Origin of the sequence: Mesorhizobium sp. M7A.F.Ca.CA.002.05.1.1 (genome assembly GCF_003998335.1) — a bacterium.
Classification (GTDB): domain Bacteria; phylum Pseudomonadota; class Alphaproteobacteria; order Rhizobiales; family Rhizobiaceae; genus Mesorhizobium.
The window spans coordinates 1-23,219 of sequence record NZ_RZQI01000003.1; the positions used below are offsets into that span (position 1 = coordinate 1).

A 23,219-nucleotide genomic window follows, 5' to 3' on the forward strand; every position below is an offset into this window, starting at 1 on the left:
GGCCGATTTCCGGGCCTAGCGGGACGTCGAAGTGCTGATCCGGCTCGTCGATGCCGCGCTTGCCGCCGAAGACGTAGACATATGGCAGGTGTGCCTCTTCGGCTTCCGCAACCGCAACCAGTTCGGCGGCGGCCATGTCGGCCAGGCGCTGGCGTCGACGATCGCACTTCTTCCCGTGCACGGCGTCGTCATCGAGACGCGCGCCGAAGCACTGGAAGGCATGCCGGAAACCGTAGAGATGCGGCTGACGCCGATGCCCGAGGCGATGGTGCGCGATGCTCCCGCCGGCACTGCCTTCGCCATCCTGACCCACGACCATGCGCTGGATTTCCTGATCGTCGCCGAGGCGCTGAAACGCGACGATGCCGCCTATGTCGGCATGATCGGCTCGAAGACCAAGAAAGCGACGTTCAGGAACTGGTTCCTGAAATCGGCGGATGGCAGTCAAGCTGAGTTTGCCCGCCTCGTCTCGCCAATCGGCGGCGACACCGTCAAGGACAAGCGCCCGCAGGTCATCGCGGCGCTGGCGGCGGCCGAGATCATGACGGCGCTGGTCAGTCACAACGCAACCTCAAGTGCCGACCATCAAATTCCGCATGGCAGGGTGATGGCAGGCTAGGCTGCGCCACAGCTAAACCGGCTGTTTCAAACCCAGTTGGTCGCGCAATGTGCGGCCCTCGTACTCCGTGCGGAACAGGCCGCGCCGCTGCAGTTCAGGCACGACGAGCATCGCAAAGGCATTGAGTTCGCCGGGGAAATAAGAGGGCATGACGTTGAAGCCGTCGGCGGCACCGCCTTCGAACCGCGCCTGCAACTCATCGGCAACCTGGGCCGCCGTGCCGACGATGCGCCAATGGCCACGCGCGCCGGCGAAATGCCGGGCAAGCTCGCGGATAGAGAGGCCGTCGCGGCGCGATTGCTCGATGACCAGCGCCTGCCGACTTTTCATCCCCTCGCTCTCCGGCAGGTCCGGCAGCGGCCCGTTGATCGGGTAGCGCCACAGATCGGAGATGCTGAGATAGCTGGACAGCAGCGCCACACCGACGTCGTCGGGGATCAGCGCCTGCAATTCCTCATATTTTTCACGGGCCTCCGCTTCGGTCTCCGCCACCACTGGCGCGACGCCCGGCATGATCTTGATGTCGTCAGGCTCGCGCCCGTAGGCCGCCAGACGCCCCTTGAGATCGTCGTAGAAGGCCTTCGCTTCCTCGAAGGTCTGCGCCGCGGTGAACACCACATCGGCGGTGCGGGCGGCAAGGTCGCGGCCGACATCCGAGGCGCCGGCCTGGACCATGACAGGCGCGCCCTGCGGCGAACGCGGCAGATCGAGCGGGTCGCGAACCGAAAAGCTCTGGCCGTCATGTCCGGATCCAGAAGCTCCATCGAGCTTGCCGTTCCAGAGCCCGGTTACCACCTCGGCGAATTCGCGCGCGCGCTCATAGCGATCGGCATGGGGCTTGAGGCCGGTCGAGCCGAAATTGGCGGCCTCGACAGGGCTGGCCGAGGTGACCAGGTTCCAGCCGGCCCTGCCGCCGCTCAGATGGTCGAGCGACAGGAAGGCTCGCGCCAGGCCATAGGGCTCGTTGTAGCTTGTCGAGGCTGTCGAGACGAGGCCGATGCGGCTGGTCTGGACGGCGAGCGCCGAAAGCAGGCTGATCGGCTCGAAGCCGATCGAGCGCGAAGTCTGGCTGGCAATGCCGACATTGGCTTCGCGCAGGCCTGCGGCATCTTCGCAGAAGATCATGTCGAACTTCGCCGCTTCCGCCGTGCGCGCCAGCGCGATGTAATGGTCGATGTCAGTGCCGGCGGTGACGTGTGCCTTGGGATGGCGCCAGGCCGCGATGTGGTGGCCTGTCGCCCACAGGAAGGCGCCGAGCTTGATCTGGCGAGCGGTCATCGGTCACCTCCGCCGGCAAGCCCGAGATGCGAGCGCAACGTCGTGCCGCGATAGTTCTCTCGAAACAGGCCACGCTGCCTCAGTTCCGGCAAAACCAGATCGACGAAATCGTCGAGCGCTGAAAGCTGTGCCGGCATCAGGATGTTGAACCCGTCGCAGCTTTTCGCCCGGAATTCCTCTTCCAGCCTCTCGGCGACGGCAGCCGGCTTACTATCGGCGGTTGGCGCGACGTTCGTCAGCACCTTGACGGCATCCGGGTCGCGTCCACAGGCTGCGACACGGCGCCTGATATCGTCATAGCGTCCTGTCGCGCCCTCCACCGGTCCGTCATCCAGCAGGATGACATCGGCGATGCGGGCGGCAATATCCAGGTCGGCTTCGCTCAAGCCCGACAAGACGAGCACTGGCGTATCCTGCGGCGAGCGTGCGACGTTCAGCGGTCCGCGCACGGAAAAGAACTCGCCCTTATGGTCGAGCAAATGCATCTTTTCGGGGTCATGGAAGCGGCCGCCGCTCTGGTCGAACAGCAGCGCGTCCGCATCCCAGCCCCGCCACAGACCTTGCACGATGCCGATACATTCCTCACTGCGACGGCGGAAATCGTCGGGCGAAAATCCCCCGGGCCGGCTGAAATTGGCTGCTTCCCGTGGCGCTTGCGTCATGGTTGCGTTCCAGCCACTGCGGCCATGGCTGATAATGTCGAGCGAGGCGAAACGGCGCGCCAGATTGTATGGCTGGTGGGCGACGGTCGATGCCGCGGCGACGAGCCCGATCCTGCTTGTGACAGTCGCCAATGCGGCCAGCAAAGTGGTCGCTTCGAAGGGCATCGGGCTGTTCGCGGCACCGCCGCCGGCCGCCGGTGCGGAATCGGCAAGCAGCACCATGTCCAGGCCCGCTGCTTCGGCCTTTTGCACGAAACCAGTCAGGCGGCTGAATCCCGGTTCCGGCGATGGATCGGCGATCCCCGGAAACAGCGAAACGGCAAGATGCATTGTGGCGCCGCTGTCCATCGATGGTGCCTGCGAGACGAAATACCACCCGAACTATGTTCGCCACTTCAGGGGATGGCAACCGCTGGCGCTGGGCCAACCGCCGGTCACGTGGAGGCCAGCATTATTTCCCAGCTAGCAGATCGTTGATCAGTCGCTGGCAGCGCTCGGCCATGAAGTCGAGCAGCAGCCGCACTTTTGGATCCTGCAGCTTCTTGTGCGGATACACGGCGGCGAACTGCACCGGTGTCGGTGGCGTGCTGCTCAGGATCACCTTCAGCCGCCGGTCGCGGATGAATGGCTCGACCTCGAAGCGCGGCTTGTTGATGATGCCGCGGCCTGAAAGCGCCCAGCCGGTCAGCACGTCGCCATCGTCGGTGTCATATGGCCCGTGCACCTCGAATTTCTGCGGGCCTGTGGGGGTCTGCAGCGTCCACACATATTCGCGCGCGCCGGAATAACGCAGCATCAGGCAGTCGTGCTTCTTGCCGATCAGTTCCTGCGGCTCGATCGGTTCGCCGCGCGCCTCGAGATATTTCGGCGCCGCCACCAGCACGCGCTCGCATTCCATGATGCCGCGCATCCTGAGGCTGGAATCCTCGATGATGCCGAGCCGGAAGGCGACGTCGATGCCTTCCTTCATGATGTCGACATTGTGATCCGAAAGCCTCAGCCTCACCTCGATGTCTGGGTATTTGTCGTGAAAATCGGGAATGCCCGAGGCCACCAACCGACGGCCGAGGCCCAAGGGGGCGGTGACGCGGATGGTGCCGCGCGGCTGACCGGAAAGCGCCGAGACCGCGGCTTCCGCTTCGGTGATCGCCTCCAGCACCTGCTTTGCGCCCCCGTAAAAAACCGTGCCATGCTCGGTCGGCATCAATTGCCGCGTCGTGCGGTTGAACAGACGCACGCCTAGGTGCTTCTCCAACTCCTTGATGCGGTTGGAGGCGACCGCCGGCGAAATCCGCATGTCGCGCCCGGCCGCCGACAGATTGCCGAGTTCGACCACGCGAACGAAGACGGCAATGTTGTCGAGATAGGCCATGCGGTTTAGTGGCTTTCCTGAGGCCGCCTTCGGGCGGCTCCCATCCTGCTGCGTGTGACTACCCTAGTATTTTCCATTTTTTTTTGAAAGTCATCGTGCACCTCGCCTCTTTCCGTTTGCGCTCCAACCCGTAAAGTCGCCCGATCGGCAGGGACGATTTCAATGATGGATTTCGCGATTTTCTGGGACTGGCTGAGTTTTGCCGTGCGCTGGCTCCACGTCGTCACCGGCATCGCCTGGATCGGCTCGTCCTTCTACTTCGTCGCGCTCGACCTTGGCCTGCGCCAGCGTCCCGGCATGCCCGTCGGCGCCTTCGGCGAGGAATGGCAGGTGCATGGCGGCGGCTTCTACCACATCCAGAAATATCTCGTGGCGCCAGCCGAAATGCCGGAACACCTGACCTGGTTCAAATGGGAATCCTACGCCACCTGGCTGTCCGGCTTCGCCATGCTGTGCGTCGTCTACTACGCCGGAGCCGATCTGTTCCTGATCGATCCGAACGTGCTGCCGATGTCGGTGCCTACAGGCATCCTGCTGTCGCTGGCAACGATTGGCGTCGGCTGGGTGGTCTATGATCTGCTGTGCCGCTCGCCGCTGGGAAAAAGCGATACCGGCCTGATGCTGGTGCTCTATTGCGTGCTGGTGTTCATCGCCTGGGGGCTGACGCACCTGTTCACCGGCCGCGCCGCCTTTCTGCATCTGGGCGCCATCACCGCCACGATCATGTCGGCCAATGTCTTCATGGTTATCATCCCAAACCAGAAGATCGTCGTCGCCGACCTCATCGCCGGCCGCAAGCCCGACCCGAAATACGGCAAGATCGCCAAGCAGCGTTCGCTCCACAACAATTATCTGACGCTGCCGGTGCTGTTCCTGATGCTGTCGAACCACTATCCGCTGGCGTTCGGCACTGAGTTCAACTGGGTCATCGCCTCGCTGGTGTTCATCATCGGCGTGCTGATCCGGCACTATTTCAACTCGGTCCACGCGCGCAAGGGCAACCCGACCTGGACCTGGATGGCGGCACTTGTCCTGTTCATTGTCATCATCTGGCTGTCGACCGCGCCGAAAGTGCTGACCGGCGAACCCAGGGAATCTGCGGCGGCGCAAATCTATGTCGCTTCAGCGCATTTCCCGGCCGTACGCGACACCGTGCTCGGCCGCTGCTCGATGTGCCACGCGGCGGAGCCGGTCTATGAGGGCATCTATCATGCGCCCAAGGGCGTGATGCTCGACACCGACGCCGACATCGCCAACCACGCCCGCGAGATCTATCTGCAGGCCGGCCGCAGCCACGCCATGCCGCCCGCCAACGTCAGCCAGATCACCGACAAGGAGCGGGCGCTGCTGGTGGCCTGGTTCGAAGGCGCAGGGAGATAGCATGAACTCGACACTTCTGCGCGGCCGCACGCTGTCCTTCGTGCGCTGGCCGCAGACCATCGACGATCATTCCGCCTGGCGCTACGAGGAGGACGGCGGCCTGCTGATCCGCGACGGCCGGATCGTCGCTGCGGGCACCTATGCCGATGTTGAAAAGCAGGCCGGCAAGACGGCGAAGAAAATCGACCACCGGCCGCATCTGCTGCTGCCCGGCTTCATCGATGCGCATGTGCATTTTCCGCAGATGCAGGTCATCGCCTCCTATGGGGCAGAACTGCTCGACTGGTTGAAAACCTACACTTTTCCGGAGGAAACGAAGTTCGCCAACGCCCAGCACGGCCGCCGCATCGCGCGGCTGTTCCTCGACGAAATGGTGCGCCATGGCACGACGACGGTTGCCGCCTACTGTTCGGTGCACAAGGCTTCGGCGGAGGCCTTCTTTGCCGAATCGCATGACCGCAATATGCTCAACATCGCCGGCAAGGTGATGATGGATCGCAATGCGCCCGACGGCGTGCTCGACACGCCGCAATCGGGTTACGACGACACGAAGGCGCTGATCAAGGAATGGCACGGCAAGGGACGGCAGCACTACGCCATCACGCCGCGCTTCGCCATCACCTCGTCGCCGGAGCAGATGGAGATGGCGGGCGCGCTGTGCCGCGAACATCCCGATTTGCACATGCAGACGCATCTGTCGGAAAACCACGCCGAAATCGCTTTCACGCAGGAACTCTACCCGTGGTCGCGCGACTATACCGACGTTTACGAGCACTACGGGCTGTTGGGCAAAAAGAGCCTGTTCGGGCACTGCATCCATCTCTCGGAGCGCGAAGCGGATGCGCTTTCCGACAGTGGCTCGGTGGCGGTGTTCTGCCCGACTTCCAACCTGTTCCTCGGCTCCGGCCTGTTCGACTATCAGCGCTTTCGTCGCCGCGAAAAGCCGATCCGGATCGCCGCCGCCACCGATGTCGGCGGCGGCACCAACTACTCCATGCTGCGCACCATGGACGAGGGCTACAAGGTGATCGCGCTGAACGGCGAGAAGCTCAACCCGCTCCAGTCCTTCTGGCAGATGACGCGCGGCAATGCCGAGGCGCTGTCGGTGGCCGACAAGATCGGCACGCTGGACGAGGGCACCGATGCCGACATCGTCGTGCTCGACGCCAGGGCAACGCCGGCGATGCGGCTCAGGATGGAGACTGTCGAGACGCTGGCGCAGGAACTTTTCCTGCTTCAGACGCTGGGCGACGACCGCACTGTCCGCGAAGTTTATGTGGCGGGGCGGCCAGCCAAGGCGGATATGATCGCGGGGTGAGACCCCCTCACCCCGAGGGGAGAGGACCGCAGCTCGACGGAGTGGGGGTCGACCCTGGCGGGGCAACACGATCGCCGCGACGGAAGCTTGACCGGGCGGAGCTTGTCGTACACACGATTTGTGACTGACTTCGGAGAAAGAAAATGGCCGCTGCGGACGACATCGCTCTGATCCAGAAGCAGGAAGAGACGCTGGTCTTCCCGGCCTTCGACGAGGCCGTCGCCTTCGAGATCGGCGCGGCGATCCGTGAGCGGGCACTGGCCGAGGCCATGCCCATCATTGTCGATATCAGGCTGTGGGATCGGCCGCTGTTCTACGCCGCGATGCCGGGTTCGAACGCCTCGAACCCCGACTGGGCGCGACGCAAGACCAATGTGGTCAAGCGGTTCCTGAGAAGCACCTATCGTATGGTGTTGGAACAGCAGCGCCCGGACCGCAGCTTCAAGATCGGCGAAGGGCTGGATATTGCCGACTACGTGCTGGCCGGCGGTGGCTTTCCGGTGACCGTCAAGGGCGCCGGCGTCATCGGGGTGATCGCCGTCTCCGGACTGCCGGAGCGCGAGGATCACGGCGTCGTCGTAGATGCGCTATGCGATCATTTGGGCGTCGACAAGCGCGGCCTGGCATTGCCTCGGGACGCCGAATGACCGTGCTCGATCCCAAGGCATTCCTGACCTCCATCTTCAACGCCGCCATCGCCGCCGCCGACCCGGAACGAACCATCCGGGATCATCTGCCGGCCAAGCCGAAGGGCCGCACCATTGTCATCGGCGCGGGCAAAGGCTCGGCGCAGATGGCGGCAGCGTTCGAGAAAGCGTGGGACGGCCCCATCGAAGGGCTGGTCGTCACCCGCTATGGCTATGGCGCGACCTGCGAGCGCATCGAGATCATCGAGGCGGCTCATCCGGTGCCGGACGCTGCCGGTCTGGAAGCCTCGCGGCGCCTGCTCGCCAAGGTCCAGAATCTGACTGAGGATGACCTGGTGGTGGCGCTGATTTCCGGCGGCGGCTCGGCGCTGTTGCCGTCGCCCGCCGGCGGCTTGACGCTGGCCGACGAGATCGCCGTCAATGAGGCGCTGCTCGCCTCTGGTGCGCCGATCGCGGCGATGAACACCATCCGCAAGCACCTTTCCACCATCAAGGGCGGCAGGCTGGCAGCGGCCGCATGGCCGGCCAGGGTGGTGTCGCTGATCGTCTCCGATATTCCCGGCGACAATCCGGCAATGGTCGCCTCCGGCCCAACCGTACCGGATACAGGCAGCCGCGCCGACGCGCTGGCCTCGATATCGGCCTATCGCATGAAACTGCCGGCCTCGGTGATGGCGCATATCAATTCGCCGGCCGCCGATGCGCCAAGCCCGGACGACGAGCGTTTTTCGCGCAACGAGGTGCATCTGGTCGCTTCGGCCGGGGTATCGCTGGAAGCCGCCGCTGCGGAAGCGAAACGGCAGGGTGTCGAGGCCGTTATCCTCTCCGATGCCATCGAGGGCGAAGCGCGCGAGGTGGGCGGCGTCCATGCCGCGATCGCGCGCGAAGTGGCGACGCGCAACCGACCATTTTCGAAGCCGGTGCTCATCTTATCGGGCGGCGAGACAACCGTGACCCTGCGGGCGAAAGGCAAGGGCGGCCGCAACTCGGAATTCCTGCTGGCTTTCGCCATAGGCATCAACGGCGTCGAAGGCATCCACGCATTGGCCGCCGACACCGATGGCATCGACGGTTCGGAAGACAATGCCGGCGCCTTCGCCGATGGCTCGACCGTGTCGCGCATGCGCTCGGCCGGTGTCGATGCCAAGGCCATGCTTGCCGGCAACAATGCCTGGACGGCCTTCAACGCGGTTGGCGATCTCTTCGTACCCGGCCCGACCGGCACGAATGTCAACGATCTCAGGGCGATTCTGATCAGGTAGCTGAAGCAATTCCAGGAAAAGTGTGAAGCGGTTTTCCGTCCGGAATTGCGAAAACAGACTGATCAGGCGGCCATCAGCCGCTTCACCAGCTTCATATCCTGCAGAAACCGTTCGCGTTCAGCCTCCTTGTCCGCGGACTCGCGGATGCGCAGAATGAAGGAGGGATGGATGGTGATGAACACGCGCAATCCGTCCTCGCGCTCGATCACTTGTCCGCGCATCTTTGTCACCGGGATCGCCTTGCCGAGCAGCGACATCGCCGCCGTCGCGCCGAGTGCCACGGCGAGGTTCGGCTTGATCAGCTCGAATTCCTGGTCGATCCACCAGCGGCAGGCCTGAATCTCACCGGAATTCGGCTTGGAGTGGATGCGGCGCTTGCCGCGCGGCTCGAACTTGAAGTGCTTGACCGCGTTGGTGACATAGACCTTTTGCCGATCGACACCGGCATCATCCAGGATCGCATCGAACACCTTGCCGGCCGGACCAACGAAAGGTTTGCCGGCGAGATCCTCCTGATCGCCTGGCTGTTCGCCGACGAAGATCACCTTGGCATTGTCGGGGCCTTCACCGAAGACGGTCTGCGTCGCGTCGCGCCACAGCGGGCAGCGGCGGCAGCCTTTCGCTACCTCACGCAACTCGGGAATCGTGTCTGCATCATCTTCCGGTGCTTCGGCGGGCTGCTTCGGCCAATGCCGTGCCTGCACCTTGGCGTGGTGCGGCGCGGGTGTTGTCGGCATCTTCGCAATCATGTCCTTGGCGGCCTTGTCCGCTCCTGCGATCATGTCTGGAATGAGCGAGGCCTCGGGAAGGTTCCGCCAATATTTCTTCGGCATCTCCTTCTGCATGGCTTTCACCTTCAGCCGTGCCGGGTTGAAGATGTTCTCGAAATAGATGCGCCACAGCGCCTCGGTATCGTCCTGATCAGGCGCATCGCCCTTGGCCGCGCCCGGCCCGATCGCCAGCCTTTCGCCATCCCAGTCGGCGGAGGCATAGGGCGTCAGGATCGTCCAGCGCATGCCGGTGAAACGCCTGACGAAGAAATCGGCGTTGCGCTCGACGATGAAATGATCCGGCTCGAACCAGGCGACATAGCGCTCATCGGCACCGTCGCCGATTTTCCGGAAGCGTACGAAGGCGTGCATCTTGTGGCTGTCGCGCCGCACCGCCTTTTCCATGGCCTCAAGCCGCCTGGTGTCGGGATCCGACGCGATTTCCAGCAGTTTAGGCTCATCGCGCAATCGCCAAAGCATGCGGTAGAGAAAGGCAAACCGGCCGGGATCGGAATGACAGAACGCCGTTTCGGCATGCCCGATGAAGTCGCGCGGCACGGCGAGTTGCGCGCCCGCAGGCACTTCAGGCAATTCTGCCTGATCGGAGCCCGGCGCGACATGCCAGCCGACGTCCTCGGGCCTGACCTCATTCAGGGCCAGCCGCCGTGCCGCGTCACGCCAGCCGGCAAAATCCGTCTCGCTGTCGAGCCGTACACTGTATCTGGCGAGATCAAGTTCAGCTGGCCGCATGATCAGAACAACGATAATTGTTCGCAGGAGGGGGCGATCCTGTCGCGCAGGCCGGCCTTGTCGGTCAGCGCACCAGGCGACCAGCCTTCGGCGATGATGAACGGCCTGAGCTTGGCGATCGACTGGCAGACCCGCCCGACATCCTCGAGCCGCATGCGCCGATGCCGGCGCGTCTCCAAAATCTTTGCCACCACCTTGGTGCCGAGACCCGGCACCCGCAGCAGAGCTTCGCGGTCGGCGCGGTTGATGTCGACCGGAAACTGCCCCCGGTTGCGCAGCGCCCAGGCGAGCTTCGGGTCGATGGCGAGATCGAGCATGCCGTCGCTGCTCCCGGCGAGGATTTCCGGCTGCGAAAACCCATAGAACCGCATCAGCCAGTCGGCCTGATAGAGCCGGTGTTCGCGCATCAGCGGTGGTTTCAGCAAGGGCAGCGACGATGACGAATCCGGAATCGGGCTGAAAGCCGAGTAATAGACGCGCCGCAGATGATAGCTGCCATAGAGCCGCGCGCTGGTGTGAAGGATGCCGTCGTCGGATGTCTTGTCGGCGCCGATGATCATCTGAGTCGACTGGCCGCCCGGCGCAAAGCGTTCGCGCTTTCTGGTCTTCAAAGTCGGCTCGGCCTTCTCCTCCATCTTCTGGCGCAGCCTGGCCATGGAAAGCCGGATTGTCTCCGGCTTCTTCTCGGGCGCCAACCGCTTCACACCCTCGTCGGTCGGCAGTTCGACATTGATCGATAGCCGGTCGGCATAAAGCCCTGCCTTCTCGACCAGTTCCGCCGAACTTTCCGGGATCGTCTTCAGATGAATGTAGCCGGAGAACTTCTCCTCCACGCGCAGTCGGCGTGCCACCTCGACCATCTCGCCCATGGTCTCGTCCGGCGAGCGGACGACGCCCGAGGACAGGAACAGGCCTTCGATATAGTTGCGCCGGTAGAAGTCCATGGTCAGCTTCACCACCTCGTCGACGGTGAAACGGGCGCGCCGCACATTGGACGACGAGCGGTTGATGCAATAGCTGCAATCGTAGATGCAGAAATTGGTCAGCAGGACCTTGAGAAGGGAAATGCAGCGGCCATCCGGCGCATAGGAATGGCAGATGCCCATGCCCTCGGTGGAGCCGATGCCGCCTGATTTCAGCGAGTCCTTTTTCGCTGCACCGGAAGAGGCGCAAGAGGCATCGTATTTGGCGGCGTCGGAGAGGATCGCCAGCTTTTCACGGACGGTAAGTGCGCTCATCTGTTCATGATATGTTCTAAACAGGAGATCCGCTACCTCATTTGATGGAGGCGGCGAAAAAGTGATCGCCGCCCATCATGAATCCATCAAACCTCGTGCAGATAGAGGTGGTAATCCAACTCGCTGACCGTGCGTGCCACCCGCAGATATTCGGACTGTTTGATCGCCACGAAGGTCCGGTGCAGGTCCTCGCCGAGCGCGTTCTTCAGGAAGCTGGACGTCCGCGCCGCTTCGATCGCGGCGCGCCAGTCGACAGGCATGGTCGTGCGCGTGACCGCTGCCTCATAGCCGTTGCCGGTCGTTTCGGGTCCCGGATCGAGACCTTCGTCCATGCCCTTGATGATTCCGGCGAGCACGGTTGCGGCGATCAGGTAGGGATTGGCGTCGACGCCGGACGGCCGGTGTTCGATGCGCCGGTTCTTGGCGTCGCCGGCCGGCACGCGCAGCGCCACCGAGCGGTTGTTGACGCCCCAGGTCGGCGCCACCGGCGCATAGGATTGCGAGACGAAACGCCGCCAGGAATTGGCATGCGGTGCAAACACCAGCATCGATTCCGCCATGGTCTGGATCAGGCCGCCGAGCCCCTGCAGCAGCGGCAGCGACCAGCTCTCGCCCCCAGCTTCGGCAAAGACGTTTCGGCCGGCCTTGTCCTGCAGCGAAACATGGAAATGCATGCCCGAGCCGGCATATTTCTCGATCGGCTTGGCCATGAAACAGGCGGTGACGCCGTGGCGGCGCGCCTGCGCCCGCACAAGCCGCTTCAGCATGACCAGATCGTCGGCCGCCCGCATCACATCCTTGCGGTAGTTCAGCGTCAATTCGTACTGGCCGGGCGCATATTCGGAAATCACCGTCTCGGCCGGAATGCCTTGCGCCTTGGCCGCGGCATAGATGTCGGAGAACAGCGGCTCCATGCCGTGCAGATGGTCGACCGAATACACTTCGGTCTTGCCCGAGACGCGGCCATCGAGCACCGCGCGCGCCGGCTGCACCTTGCCGTCGGCGTCGCGCTCATTGGCCAGCAGGAAGAATTCGAGCTCGAAGGCGCCGGCCGGATAGAGACCTTTGGCCGCCAGGATCTCCACCTGCCGAGCCAGCGCCAGGCGCGGATCCGACGACATCGGTCGGCCGTCGAGCATGTACATCGCCATCAGCAACTGGCCGCGGGGCGGGCTCGTACCGTAGAGCGGCACCAGCGTGCCGGGGATCGGCCATGCCCTGAGGTCGCCATCACCGGTCGTCCAGATCAGTCCGGTCTCGTGCACATCCTCGCCGGTGATGTCGAGGCCGAGGATCGAGATCGGCATATGGCGGCCGCCCTCGAAGATGCTCTTCAGTTCATGCCGGCGCACGATCTTGCCACGGCCGACGCCATTGGCATCGGTCAGCACGATATCGAAGGCCTCGATCTCGGGATGGGCGCCGAGAAAGGCGTGCGCCTCGGCAGGTGTCGAGCCCGAAGGTGAGGTTATCATGGCGTTGGGGTGGTCCATCGCCGCTTGTCTCATGCCGCAAGCTTCGCCGCAACCGCGCCGAAGGCGGTGATCAGCCGGTTGACCTGGGCAGCCGAGGTCGCCGGCGAGATCAGCATCATGTTGTGGAAGGGTGCGATCAGCACGCCGCGATTGACCAGCGCGACATGGATGGCGGCCTCCAGTTCCGGTGCATGCGCCATTTCCGCCTCGGCGCCATTGCGTAGCGGACCGGGCGCACAGATGAACTCGACACGAGCGCCGACGCGGGAAACATGCCAGGGCAGGCGATAGCGATCGATCACGCCGGTCAGCCCGGCATCGAGCCGCCGCGCCAGATGATCCATGCGGTCGTAGTTTTCCTGCGTCATCACCTCTTCGAGCGTGGCGCGCATCGCCGCGAACTGCAGCGGGTTGGCCGAGAGTGTCGTGCCCATGCCGGAATAGCCCGGCTCCTTGGTCCTGTTGTAATCCGCGTAGCGTGAGGCAACGTCGTCGCTCATGCCCCAGACACTGGCCGGCACGCCGCCGGCGATCGGCTTGCCCAGCACGAAGAAGTCCGGGTCGAGACCATATTTCCTCGTGTAGCCGCCGGGGCCGGTCGAGATCGTGTGCGTCTCGTCGATCAGAAGCAGCGTGCCGGTTTGGCGTGTCAGTTTGCGCAGGGCGTCATGGTAGCCCGGATCGGCCAGCACCATGCAGGAATTGGTCAGCACCGGCTCGGCGATGACGCAGGCGACGTCCTTATCCCTAAGCGCGGCTTCGAGTGCTGAAACATCGTTGAACTCGATGACCTTGGCCGTGCGGGTCAAGTCGCGGAACTCGCCCGCCAATCCCGGCCGGTTGACGGGCTTGCCGTCGATCAGCCGCACCATCGTTTCGTCCACCGAGCCATGATAGCAGCCGTTGAAGACCAGGATTTTTTCGCGGCCGGTGACGGCACGGGCAACACGCAATGCAAAGCGGTTGGCGTCGGTCGCCGTCGTCGCGATCTGCCAGAACGGCAGGCCGAAGCGCTGCTGCAGCAGCGGCCCAATGGCCAGCGCATCTTCCGAAGGCAGCATATAGGTCAGGCCGCGTCCGGCCTGGCGGCGGACGGCGCGAGCCACCGGCGGCGGCGAATGGCCAAACATCGAGCCGGTGTCTCCAAGGCAGAAATCGTCGAGCTTGTTTCCGTCGATATCCGTGATCGTAGCGCCCCTGGCGTTGCCGACCAGGATCGGGAACGGCGTCGGCCAATCGTTCATCCAGTGCATCGGGACGCCGCCGAAGAAGCCGGGCAGGCCGTTGCCGATCTTGGCTTGCGATTTTGGCCGCGCCTTGCGGAAGGCTGCCCCCTCGGCTTCGCGCAAATCGGCAATGCGGTCGCGGCCGATGCCGCCGATGGACGTGTTGGACGTGTCGCTGTGCATGAAAACCCCTCTGGTCGATCCCTCTTAGCCAATCCGTGTCCGCATCCGCAATTGGCCGCGCATCTGCCCTGCGTTGGCTCAGCCTTTGGCGGCGGCGCTTGACCGTGCTGCCGAAGTCAGCGCCAATATGAGCGGGAATTGAGGTGGAGGGGTAAAATGCGAACGATCATGTGTGTGGCAATGCTTCTGTCGTCGGCTGGCGCTGCCTTCGCGTCGGGTGGCATCTGGTGCTCCACCGAGGACACGGCGGCGACATTCGAGGTCGAGGCAGGCGTCACCAGAGGCATGGGCGGGCCGACCTTCAACTTTCGCGGCAACCTCGAAATTCTGAGCCGGCCTGCCGGCGACAGCCTGCGCAAGACGGTGTTCGAGGATTCCAACCTGACGCAGTACTGGCTCGACGGCAAGGAATTGCGGCTGAACATCTATCGCGAGCACGAGGTCGCGCAAAAGATCAATTCGGTCGAACTGACGATCCTGACCAAGACCAGCGACGAAGGCGTCTACGACGGGAGCTATACGCTCGCCGTCTACGACGCCGCGGCGGATACGGACCAGGACGGCAAACCGGTTGAAATCAGCGGCAAGGTGTCGTGCGGAGCGGAGTGAGCGGGGTCAGGCCGTGATATCGATGACGCCGCAATCGCCGGCGGCACTGCCGAAGGCGACCCGGCGTTCTTCCTTGTCCCACATCATCGAGGTGATGGCGCCCTTGCCCGGCCGTCGCAACAGCACTTCCTTGGCGTCGGCAAAACGCACCGCCATCACCATGCCGTCATCATAGCCGACGGCAACGACATCCTGGCTCGGGTGGCAGGCGACAGCCGTCACCATGGCGTTGCCGCGCGTGCCGAGCTCCAGCGGTGCCTTGCCCATGGGACCATCCTTGCCTGAAAACGGCCAGACGATCGCCGCCGGCGCGCCGGAACTCGCCAGCCACTTGCCCTTCACACTCCACGACAGGCTTTTGACCTTGCCGGGATAGCCGGTCATGCGCATGTGCTTGCCGTCGGCGAGCTTCCAGCCGTGCAATGCGTTTTCTTGCATGGTGGTGACGAGGAAGGCGCCATCGGGAGAGAAGGTGATGCCGGTGTGGGCGCCGGCCCATTCAAGCTCCACCGGCTTGCCCTCGGCGGCCGGGAAATGCAGCGTCGCGCCATTGTAGCGGGCGACACCGAAGCGCATGCCCTTGGGCGAGAAGGCCAGCCCCTCGACCGAACGCGGATGGACGAATTCCCTCGTCTTGCCGTCGGCGAATCGCACGAAGGCGGTCTTGCCTGAGGCATAGGCGATGGCGCCTTGAGGCCCGGCGGCAACGCTGGTGATCCACTTCTTGGCCGCGCTTGCCAATTCCGTGACCTCGCCGCCCGCTTTCACGGAAAACACCTTGCCGTCCTCGCCGCCGGTGATCAGCCGGTCATTGGCCGCATCATGGAAGGCGGCAAGCACCCCGTCATTGGCCTGAATTGTCTTGTGGCCATGGTCGAGCCGATGGACGGCGCCGTCGGCCATCGCGAAATGCGGCACGTCGCCGAGGAAGACGGCAGCGATGCAGTGGCCTTCGAGATCAAGCGGGGCGACTGTTGGCATGGGAGATTATTCCATTCGAGATTTATGCTGGTCGTCTAACCTCGCTGGTCGCCAGCGCGGCTGGGTGCGGCCGGCCTTCTCCCCTTGTGGGAGAAGGTGGATCGGCGCGCAGCGCCGAGACGGTTGAGGGGTGGGTGACGGATCTCCGTCAGCGCCAAGCTGGAACACCCCTCATCCGACCGAGCTTCGCCCGGCCACCTTCTCCCACAAGGGGAGAAGGAAGGAGGGGCAGCGCTAGCGCTATAAAGTCTGGAAATCAAGCCGCCTGGCAGGCGTCAAAACTCTTCTTCAGCCGCTCGGCGTCGAGTTCCCTGCCGATGAACACCAGCCGGCTCTCATGCTTCTCGCCGTCCTTCCAGGCGCGCTGGTGGTCGCCCTCGATGATCATGTGCACGCCCTGGATGACATAGCGCTCATCATCGCCCTTGAGCGCGATGATGCCCTTCAGCCGCAGGATGTTGGGGCCTTCCATCTGGGTGATCTTCTCGATCCATGGGAAGAATTTCTTCGGATCCATCTCGCCGCCGCGCAGCGATACCGATTGCACCGTCACGTCATGGATGTCTGAAGCATGAGCGTGATGGTGGTGCCCGTCATGATCATGGTGGTGATGATCGTGGCCATCATGATCGTGGTCGTGATCATGATGATCGTCATGCGCCTCAAGGAAATGCGGGTCGTTTTCCAGCGCCCTCGACAGGTCGAAAGCGCCGCGATCGAGCACCTCGGTCAGGGCGACGCCGGCTCGGGTCGTGCGGTGGATCTTCGCCGCCGGATTAATGGCGCGGATCGTCGCCTCGACCTTGGCGAGCTCTTCTGATGTGACGAGGTCGGTCTTGTTGAGCACGACGACGTCGGCGAAGGCGATCTGGTCCTCGGCTTCCCTGGAATCCTTGAGCCGCAGCGGCAGGTGCTTGGCGTCGACCAGCGCCACCACCGCGTCGAGCCTGGTCTTGGAGCGCACGTCGTCATCCATGAAGAAGGTCTGCGCCACCGGCACCGGATCGGCGAGCCCGGTGGTCTCGACGACGATGGCATCGAAGCGGCCGGGTCGGCGCATCAGGCCCTCGACGACACGGATCAGGTCGCCGCGCACCGTGCAGCAGACGCAGCCATTGTTCATCTCGTAGATTTCCTCGTCGGATTCCACGATCAGGTCGTTGTCGATGCCGATTTCGCCGAACTCGTTGACGATGACGGCGTAGCGCCTGCCGTGGTTTTCCGACAGGATACGGTTGAGCAGCGTCGTCTTGCCGGCACCGAGATAGCCGGTGAGAACGGTTACGGGGATCTGCGTCTGTGCGTCGCTCATGGCTTGCCTCGAATTATCTGGGCCTCGGAAATTCGGCCTGAGAAAAGGGAATGTCGGCTCCATATAGGATGTGCGCCGGGCTTTTGCACGGGGCAAACCGATGGGCCAAACCGGCTTGCTGCATTGCCGAATCGTTGGCGAAAGCCGTTGTGATCGCCTAGATCAGGGCGACAGAGGCCAATTCGAGAGGCAAGATATGTCCGGCAAGCCATCCTCGTTCTCAATGAGCCGGCGCCAGGCGCTCGGTTTGATCGCGGTCACCGCCGGCGGTGGTGCCTTCCTGCCCGCCGCCGCGATAGCAGACCAGACTTCACCCTATGCCGGACTGGCCATGTTCGAAAACGGCGCCGGTGTCTGCACCATCACGCCCGAGGCGACCGAGGGACCGTTCTATTTCGATCCGAAGCTAGAACGCGCCGATGTCACCGAAGGCAAGAAGGGCATTGCCCTTAATGTCCGGCTGCAGGTTGTCGACGCGGGCTGCCGCCCGCTTGCCGGCGCTCGTGTCGACATCTGGCATTGCGACGCGCAAGGCGCCTATTCCGGCTATCCCGGACAGGGTGATGGCCGCGATCTCGACACCTCGGGCCAGACCTTCCTGCGTGGTTGGCAAAGGACCGACGCGAGTGGCATCGTTTCCTTCGCCACGATCTATCCCGGCTGGTATCGCGGCCGCACCACCCACATCCATTTCAAGGTCTTTCCCGACGACAGTTCGGTGATGACCGGACAGTTGTTCTTCCCGGACAGCCTCAGCGAGCAGATTTTCACCGCTGTCGCGCCCTACAACGACCGGTCGGGCGAGCGCGACACCTCGAATGCCGCGGACGGCATAGCCAGGCGGGCCGGACCGCAATCGCAGGCTGCGCTGCGCGAGCTGGAGGATGCCTATCAGGCGCTGATGATCATCGCGGTGAAGTCCGGCTGAGCGGCGGTCACTCCATCACTTTGCTCGCGGCGAAAATTCCGGCTGGGAATTCGTTTGTCATCTAACTGAAATAAACATCTGGCATTAGCCACGGCGGACACCACAATGCTTGCCGGCAAAGCTGTTTGAAGCTCCGGAATCTTTTTCATCGTCGATTGCCAACCGGCCGGCTGCCTCTATGCTGCCCGCACCGGTACGGCCGAAGAGGGATGACCATGGCCAAGGCGGATAAGACTGCGACAATGAGCCGGCTGCATTCGGCGGCAAGGCTGGCAAGAACGGCGCTGGCGGCCCGGCTTCTGGCGCACGGCTTCTATGCCGGCCAGGATCAGATCATGCTGGCGCTCGACCGTGAGGACGGCCAGACGCCGGGCAATCTTGCCGGACGCCTCGGCGTGCGCCCGCCTACCATCACCAAGACAATCAACCGGCTGCAAGCCCAGGGTTTTCTGGAAAAACGCGCCTCCTCGGCCGACGCCCGTCAGGCGCATATTTTCCTCACCGATACCGGCCGCGATATCATCCACGCTATCGAGAAATCGGTGAAGAAGACCGAAAAGCAGGCGCTGAAGGGCCTCGACAAGAAGGACCAGAAGTCGCTGTTCAAACTGCTTGCCCGCATCGAGGCCAACCTCTCGAACGAGGAACTGGTGCTCATCGACGACGACGCCGAATCGGACGACTGACCGGTGGATTGTTGCGGCAGGCGATCAAGCCGCCGCGGCAGAGCCCTGGATCAGCGACGACCAGCGTCCCGGTGTCATGCCGAACGCCTTCTTGAATTGCCTTGTGAAATGGCTCTGGTCGCTGAAGCCGGCTTCGACCGCGATCTGTGCCAACGGTTCGCCGGCGGCGATCATCCGCCGCGCCCGCTGAAGCCGGCGCATCACCAGGAAGCGATGTGGACTGGTGGAGAAAGCGGCACGGAAATGCCGTGACAAGGCATAGCGATCAAGCCCGGTTACAGCTTCCAGTTCGCCGGAACGCACCGGCCGGTTCAGGTTTTCCGTGAGATAGTCGCGCGCCAGCGCAGCCGCCCGCCACGCCGTCCTGGTCATCGGCTTCGCCGACTGGCCGCCATGCCGTGTCAGGCTTTGCATCAGTTGCGCCAGGAAGTCGTCGACGAACAGCTCGTCGAGTTCCTGCTCCAGCGGCCCCAGCGCCGAAAGCAACGTTGCGCAAAAGGCGGCGTCCGTCACCACGCCATCCCTGACAAAAGGCAGCGAAGCGCCGCCGAGGCAGTCGAGCATCAGCGACGGCTCCAGATAGAGCATCCGGTAGCGCAATCCGTCCTCGGTGCCGGCACCGCCGTCGTGCAACTCGTCGGGATGCAGCACGATGATCTGGCCGGGCAGGCTGTGGCGCGCAGCGCCGAGATAGCGAAACGTCTGCACCCCGTGCAGCGTCACCCCGATCGAGTAGGTGTCGTGGCGATGCAGGTCGAACGCGCTGCCATGGAAACGCGCCTCAATACGCTCCATGCCGGCGGGGTCGGAGGCCGAGATGATGCAGTTTTCCGCTGCATCGACGCACAAACGTCCAAGACCCCTGAAGGCCTGGCTGTCTAGATCGTGCGACATCGTCTCCTTCAGCCTCGCATTGGGGCACAAACCGAATGGCCAGTGTCTCATGTTCGATACGAAATTTGCAATCGTGCTCCGGGAGGATCTGCCGGTCTGGCAGAAACTCAACGTCACCGCCTTCCTGACCAGCGGCATCGTCGCGCAGTTTCCGGATATCATCGGTGAACCCTATCGCGACCGCGCCGGCAATCTCTACAACCCGCTGTCGATCCAGCCGGTCATCGTTTTGTCCGCCGACCAGACGACGCTGGGCACGATCCACCGGCGCACGCTGGAGCGCGGCGTGACCACCCCGCTCTATGTCGAGGAAATGTTTTCGACCGGCTTTGACGCGGCTAATCGCGCCGTCTTCGCCGAATTCGCGCCTGAAGACGCCAAGGTGGTCGGGATCGCGCTTCGCGCCGACAAGAAGCTGGTCGACAAGATCACCAAGGGCGCCCGCATGCACGCCTAGCCAGGGCACTACCTGCCGGCGGCTCTTGTTGTGCCAGCAGGCTTTCATGTCGCGGCAGTCGACAATTGGCTTGCCGGGAGCCGGCAATTCCCGCAAAGGTGGGCTCCAGCCCAGCTTCCCACCCGGCCTGCAAGTGAGTGCTCCCCAAAGACATGTAGAAAGCGCGACGCCCCCGGTGGCGATCGTGTGCATGCTTTCCACCTATGTCTTCTTCACCTTCCTCGACACATCAAGCAAATACCTCGTCCTTGCAGGCGTTTCCGTGCTGGTCGTTGCCTGGGTGCGCTTTGCCGTGCATGTCGTGCTGGTCGGCGCGCTGCTGCGCGGCTGGCGCCAACCGGTGCGGTTTCGTCCGGTCAATCTGCCGGCGCATATCCTGCGCGGGGCGTTCCTGTTCGGATCGACCATATTCAATGTCCTGGCGCTCAAATCCCTGCAACTGGCCGAGACCACCTCGATCTATTTCTTCGGGCCGATGGTGATCACGGCACTGGCCGGTCCGCTGCTTGGCGAGTGGGCCGGCTGGCGGCGCTGGCTGGCCATCCTGGCGGCCTTTGCCGGCGTCCTCATCATCACCCGGCCGGGCGTCGGCGTTTTCGGCATCGGACATCTCTTCGCGCTCGGCTCGATGCTGTCGAACTGCTTCTACGTCATCATGACGCGCCGCATGTCGGCGACCGAGACATCGGAGAGCCTCATCCTGTTTTCGGCGCTGGCGCCGGCGCTGCTGCTTCTGCCCCTGCTGCCGTTTTCGTTTTCCCTGCCGCATGACGGTTGGCACTGGTTCGTGCTGCTGATGCTCGGCGTGTTCGGCGGCGTCGGTCACTGGCTGCTGGTCCAGGCCTACCGGCTGGCGACAACCACGGCTTTGGCGCCCTATCCCTATTCGCAGATGGTGTGGATGATCATTTCCGGCTGGATCGTCTTCAAGCAGTTTCCCGACCGCTGGACATTGGTCGGCGCCGCCATCATCGTCGCCAGCGGTCTCTACATCGTCCATCGCGAGCATAGGCTTCGGCTGCGGAGCCGCGCGGCCTCGGATGTCGAGGCCGAGGCGTTGGCAAAAAAACTTTGATTTGCCCCCGATCGGTGGCATAACGCCGCCTTTAAACAGTTTAGGTCTGAAAGTTCAGGTCCGGGGAGCACACGTCGCTGGCACAAAAAATCAAGCTTTCGACGATCGCGGATGCGCTCGGCGTGTCCACGGCCACGGTCTCTCTGGCGCTGCGCGACAGCCCTCTGGTTGCCGGTACCACGCGTGACCGCATCAAGGAACATGCCCGCGCCATCGGCTATATCTACAACCGACGCGCCGCCAGCCTGCGCACCTCGCGTTCCGGCATTGTCGGCGTCGTCGTCCACGACATCATGAACCCGTTCTTCGCCGAGATCCTGCGCTCAATCGAAAGCGAGCTCGACCGCAGCCGGCAGACCTTCATCCTGTCCAATCATTACGATCAGCTCGAAAAGCAGCGCACCTTCATCGATACGCTTTTGCAGCTCGGCGCCGACGGCGTCATCATGTCGCCGGCCATCGGCACGCCGGCTTCCGACATCCTGATGGCCGAGGAGAACGGCCTGCCGGCTGTGCTGATCGCGCGCACCGTCGAGGGTGCCGACGTGCCGGTCTTTCGCGGCGACGACTCTTATGGAACAGGCCTTGCCACCAACCATCTGATCTCGCTCGGCCACAAGCGCATCGCCATGATCGGCGGCACCGACCAGACCTCGACCGGCCGTGACCGCTACCAGGGCTATGTCAACGCGATGGAGGCGGCCGGGCTGGAAGTCAGGCCGTCATGGCGCATCGCCGGCCCACGCACCAAGCAGGCCGGCTTCGAGGCCGCCGGACAGTTCCTGGCGCTGAAGGACAGACCGACGGCTGCCTGCTGCTGGAACGACCTTGTCGCCATCGGCCTGATGAACGGCATTGCCCGTGCCGGCCTTGTGCCCGGCGTCGACATCTCCGTTACCGGCTATGACGACCTCGAAGAGGCGGCGATCGCGACGCCGGCCCTGACCACCGTCTGGAACGGCCAGCGCGAGGTTGGCCGCCGCGCCGCCAGCGCGTTGCTCGACAAGCTCAACGGCCAGACGGTGCGGCCCTCGCAGGAATTGATCAAGCCGGAACTGCATGTGCGTCAGTCGACCGGCAAGCCGGTGGAGCGTGCATGACCAAGGCCGAACAGTTGCAGACCGTCGCCATCCTGGTGCCGGGCGATTTCAACGACCATGCGGTCGACCGCATCAACCGTACGTTCAGGCGTGTCAGAATCGAACGCGCCGATCCGGCGCTCGTCACCGACGAGATGCGCAGTGATGTGCGCGGCATCGCTTCGTTTGCCGGCATCAACGCGGCGATGATGGATGCGCTGCCCAACCTCGAGCTCATCGCCTCCTTCGGCGTCGGCTATGATTCGGTCGATGTCGGCCATGCCCGAGCGAAGAACATCATGGTCACCAACACGCCCGACGTGTTGACCGAGGAGGTCGCCGACACCACGATCGGGCTGTTGATCAACACCATCCGCGATCTGCCGCGCGCCGAAACCTGGCTGCGCGACGGCAGCTGGGTGCGCAAGGGCAACTATCCGCTGAGCCGGCTGACCTTGCGCGGGCGCAGTGTGGGTATTTTCGGCATGGGCCGCATCGGGCAGGCCATCGCCCGGCGTCTGGAAGCTTTTGGCTTGCCGGTCGCCTACCACAACCGGCGCCGTGTCGAAGGTCTTTCCTACCAGTATCATGCGACCCTGAAAGGGCTTGCCGAAGCCGTCGATACGCTGATTTCGGTGGCGCCGGGGGGCGCCTCGACGGAGAAGGCGGTCAATGCCGAGATACTGTCGGCGCTTGGCGCCAACGGCGTCTTCGTCAACATCGGCCGCGGCAGCACGGTCGATGAGGCAGCGCTCGCGGCAGCACTCGCCAACGGCACCATCGCCGCCGCCGGCCTCGATGTCTTTGCCGACGAACCGAATGTGCCCAAGGCGCTGCTCGACGCGCCCAACACCTCGCTGCTGCCGCATGTCGGCTCGGCCTCGGACCACACCCGCCGCGCCATGGCGGATCTGTGCGTCGACAATCTGGTGTCCTGGTTCACCGAGCGCCGTCCGCTGACCCCGGTGCCCGAGACGGCGCATGTGACTGCTAGAAACTGATCGGTGGTTGCCACATT

The 23,219-nt window shown here is 63.6% G+C and carries 22 protein-coding genes and 1 pseudogene; 12 read left to right on the plus strand and 11 right to left on the minus strand.

The features are described 5' to 3' along the window. Positions 1-25: 25 nt before the first annotated feature. A pseudogene (locus EN939_RS00380) lies at positions 26-619 on the plus strand (XdhC family protein); the annotation flags it as partial. 12 nt (positions 620-631) lie between these two features. Here EN939_RS00380 and EN939_RS00385 read toward each other — a convergent pair. The 3 genes from EN939_RS00385 to EN939_RS00395 form a co-directional block, all read right to left on the minus strand. After that, complete coding sequence (locus tag EN939_RS00385) at positions 632-1,897, minus strand: LLM class flavin-dependent oxidoreductase (RefSeq protein WP_127266489.1); 1,266 nt, start codon at positions 1,895-1,897, stop codon at positions 632-634. Then, positions 1,894-2,907, minus strand: a complete 1,014-nt coding sequence (locus EN939_RS00390) for an LLM class flavin-dependent oxidoreductase (RefSeq protein WP_127266490.1) — start codon at positions 2,905-2,907, stop codon at positions 1,894-1,896. The genes EN939_RS00385 and EN939_RS00390 overlap by 4 nt, the downstream gene beginning before the upstream one ends. 103 nt (positions 2,908-3,010) lie before the next feature. After that, the gene (locus EN939_RS00395; RefSeq protein ID WP_027039874.1) at positions 3,011-3,931 is read right to left on the minus strand and encodes a LysR family transcriptional regulator; all 921 of its coding nucleotides are present in this window, start codon (positions 3,929-3,931) and stop codon (positions 3,011-3,013) included. Between the two features lie 162 nt (positions 3,932-4,093). Between EN939_RS00395 and EN939_RS00400 the strand changes: the two genes are divergently transcribed. The 4 genes from EN939_RS00400 (at position 4,094) to EN939_RS00415 (ending at position 8,538) form a co-directional block, all read left to right on the plus strand. Further along, the gene (locus EN939_RS00400) at positions 4,094-5,311 is read left to right on the plus strand and encodes a urate hydroxylase PuuD (protein ID WP_127266491.1); all 1,218 of its coding nucleotides are present in this window, start codon (positions 4,094-4,096) and stop codon (positions 5,309-5,311) included. A 1-nt stretch (position 5,312) separates the two neighbouring features. After that, positions 5,313-6,629: a guanine deaminase gene (guaD, locus tag EN939_RS00405; RefSeq protein ID WP_127266492.1), complete on the plus strand. Its 1,317-nt coding sequence runs from the start codon at positions 5,313-5,315 to the stop codon at positions 6,627-6,629. Positions 6,630-6,772: 143 nt separating this feature from the next. Then, positions 6,773-7,276, plus strand: a complete 504-nt coding sequence (locus EN939_RS00410; protein WP_127266493.1) for a heme-degrading domain-containing protein — start codon at positions 6,773-6,775, stop codon at positions 7,274-7,276. Further along, positions 7,273-8,538 carry a glycerate kinase type-2 family protein gene (locus EN939_RS00415; protein ID WP_127266494.1) on the plus strand — a complete coding sequence of 422 codons (1,266 nt, stop codon included), beginning with the start codon at positions 7,273-7,275 and terminating at the stop codon, positions 8,536-8,538. Before EN939_RS00410 ends, EN939_RS00415 begins: the two co-directional genes overlap by 4 nt. 62 nt (positions 8,539-8,600) lie before the next feature. On the opposite strand, the gene EN939_RS00420 is transcribed toward EN939_RS00415, so the two are convergent. From EN939_RS00420 to EN939_RS00435, 4 genes are all read right to left on the minus strand, one after another. Beyond that, a complete protein-coding gene (locus tag EN939_RS00420) occupies positions 8,601-10,058 on the minus strand; it encodes a UdgX family uracil-DNA binding protein (protein WP_127266495.1) in 1,458 nt (485 codons plus the stop codon). A gap of 2 nt (positions 10,059-10,060) precedes the next feature. Continuing rightward, a complete protein-coding gene (locus tag EN939_RS00425; RefSeq protein WP_127266496.1) occupies positions 10,061-11,296 on the minus strand; it encodes a putative DNA modification/repair radical SAM protein in 1,236 nt (411 codons plus the stop codon). An 86-nt stretch (positions 11,297-11,382) separates the two neighbouring features. After that, the gene (locus EN939_RS00430; protein WP_372958882.1) at positions 11,383-12,804 is read right to left on the minus strand and encodes a glutamine synthetase family protein; all 1,422 of its coding nucleotides are present in this window, start codon (positions 12,802-12,804) and stop codon (positions 11,383-11,385) included. Then, a complete protein-coding gene (locus EN939_RS00435) occupies positions 12,801-14,180 on the minus strand; it encodes an aspartate aminotransferase family protein (protein ID WP_127266497.1) in 1,380 nt (459 codons plus the stop codon). Before EN939_RS00435 ends, EN939_RS00430 begins: the two co-directional genes overlap by 4 nt. Positions 14,181-14,336: 156 nt before the next feature. Here EN939_RS00435 and EN939_RS00440 point away from each other — a divergent pair, with 156 nt between their 5' ends. Next, entirely contained in the window at positions 14,337-14,789 is a 453-nt protein-coding gene (locus tag EN939_RS00440) for a hypothetical protein (protein ID WP_127266498.1), read from the plus strand. Positions 14,790-14,795: 6 nt separating this feature from the next. Here the strand turns inward: EN939_RS00440 and EN939_RS00445 are convergent, their stop codons facing one another. Both EN939_RS00445 and EN939_RS00450 read right to left on the minus strand, forming a co-directional pair. After that, positions 14,796-15,770, minus strand: coding sequence for a WD40 repeat domain-containing protein (locus tag EN939_RS00445; RefSeq protein WP_127266499.1), 975 nt, complete (start codon positions 15,768-15,770; stop codon positions 14,796-14,798). A gap of 256 nt (positions 15,771-16,026) precedes the next feature. Next, the gene (locus EN939_RS00450; protein ID WP_127266500.1) at positions 16,027-17,082 is read right to left on the minus strand and encodes a CobW family GTP-binding protein; all 1,056 of its coding nucleotides are present in this window, start codon (positions 17,080-17,082) and stop codon (positions 16,027-16,029) included. A gap of 196 nt (positions 17,083-17,278) precedes the next feature. Here EN939_RS00450 and EN939_RS00455 point away from each other — a divergent pair, with 196 nt between their 5' ends. Next, entirely contained in the window at positions 17,279-18,010 is a 732-nt protein-coding gene (locus EN939_RS00455) for an intradiol ring-cleavage dioxygenase (RefSeq protein ID WP_127266501.1), read from the plus strand. Here the strand turns inward: EN939_RS00455 and EN939_RS00460 are convergent. Beyond that, positions 17,974-18,159, minus strand: a complete 186-nt coding sequence (locus EN939_RS00460; RefSeq protein WP_127266502.1) for a hypothetical protein — start codon at positions 18,157-18,159, stop codon at positions 17,974-17,976. The genes EN939_RS00455 and EN939_RS00460 overlap by 37 nt on opposite strands. 66 nt (positions 18,160-18,225) lie before the next feature. Here EN939_RS00460 and EN939_RS00465 point away from each other — a divergent pair, with 66 nt between their 5' ends. Then, a complete protein-coding gene (locus EN939_RS00465; protein WP_127266503.1) occupies positions 18,226-18,696 on the plus strand; it encodes a MarR family winged helix-turn-helix transcriptional regulator in 471 nt (156 codons plus the stop codon). A 24-nt stretch (positions 18,697-18,720) separates the two neighbouring features. On the opposite strand, the gene EN939_RS00470 is transcribed toward EN939_RS00465, so the two are convergent. Beyond that, positions 18,721-19,590, minus strand: a complete 870-nt coding sequence (locus tag EN939_RS00470; RefSeq protein ID WP_127266504.1) for an AraC family transcriptional regulator — start codon at positions 19,588-19,590, stop codon at positions 18,721-18,723. Positions 19,591-19,639: 49 nt separating this feature from the next. On the opposite strand from EN939_RS00470, the gene EN939_RS00475 reads away from it, so the two are divergent. From EN939_RS00475 to EN939_RS00490, 4 genes are all read left to right on the plus strand, one after another. Next, positions 19,640-20,047, plus strand: a complete 408-nt coding sequence (locus EN939_RS00475; protein ID WP_127266505.1) for a DUF2000 family protein — start codon at positions 19,640-19,642, stop codon at positions 20,045-20,047. Between the two features lie 190 nt (positions 20,048-20,237). Next, the gene (locus tag EN939_RS00480; protein ID WP_164748949.1) at positions 20,238-21,122 is read left to right on the plus strand and encodes a DMT family transporter; all 885 of its coding nucleotides are present in this window, start codon (positions 20,238-20,240) and stop codon (positions 21,120-21,122) included. 77 nt (positions 21,123-21,199) lie between these two features. Then, a complete protein-coding gene (locus EN939_RS00485) occupies positions 21,200-22,222 on the plus strand; it encodes a LacI family DNA-binding transcriptional regulator (RefSeq protein WP_081738944.1) in 1,023 nt (340 codons plus the stop codon). Then, positions 22,219-23,202 carry a 2-hydroxyacid dehydrogenase gene (locus EN939_RS00490; RefSeq protein ID WP_127266507.1) on the plus strand — a complete coding sequence of 328 codons (984 nt, stop codon included), beginning with the start codon at positions 22,219-22,221 and terminating at the stop codon, positions 23,200-23,202. Before EN939_RS00485 ends, EN939_RS00490 begins: the two co-directional genes overlap by 4 nt. Positions 23,203-23,219: the final 17 nt, after the last annotated feature.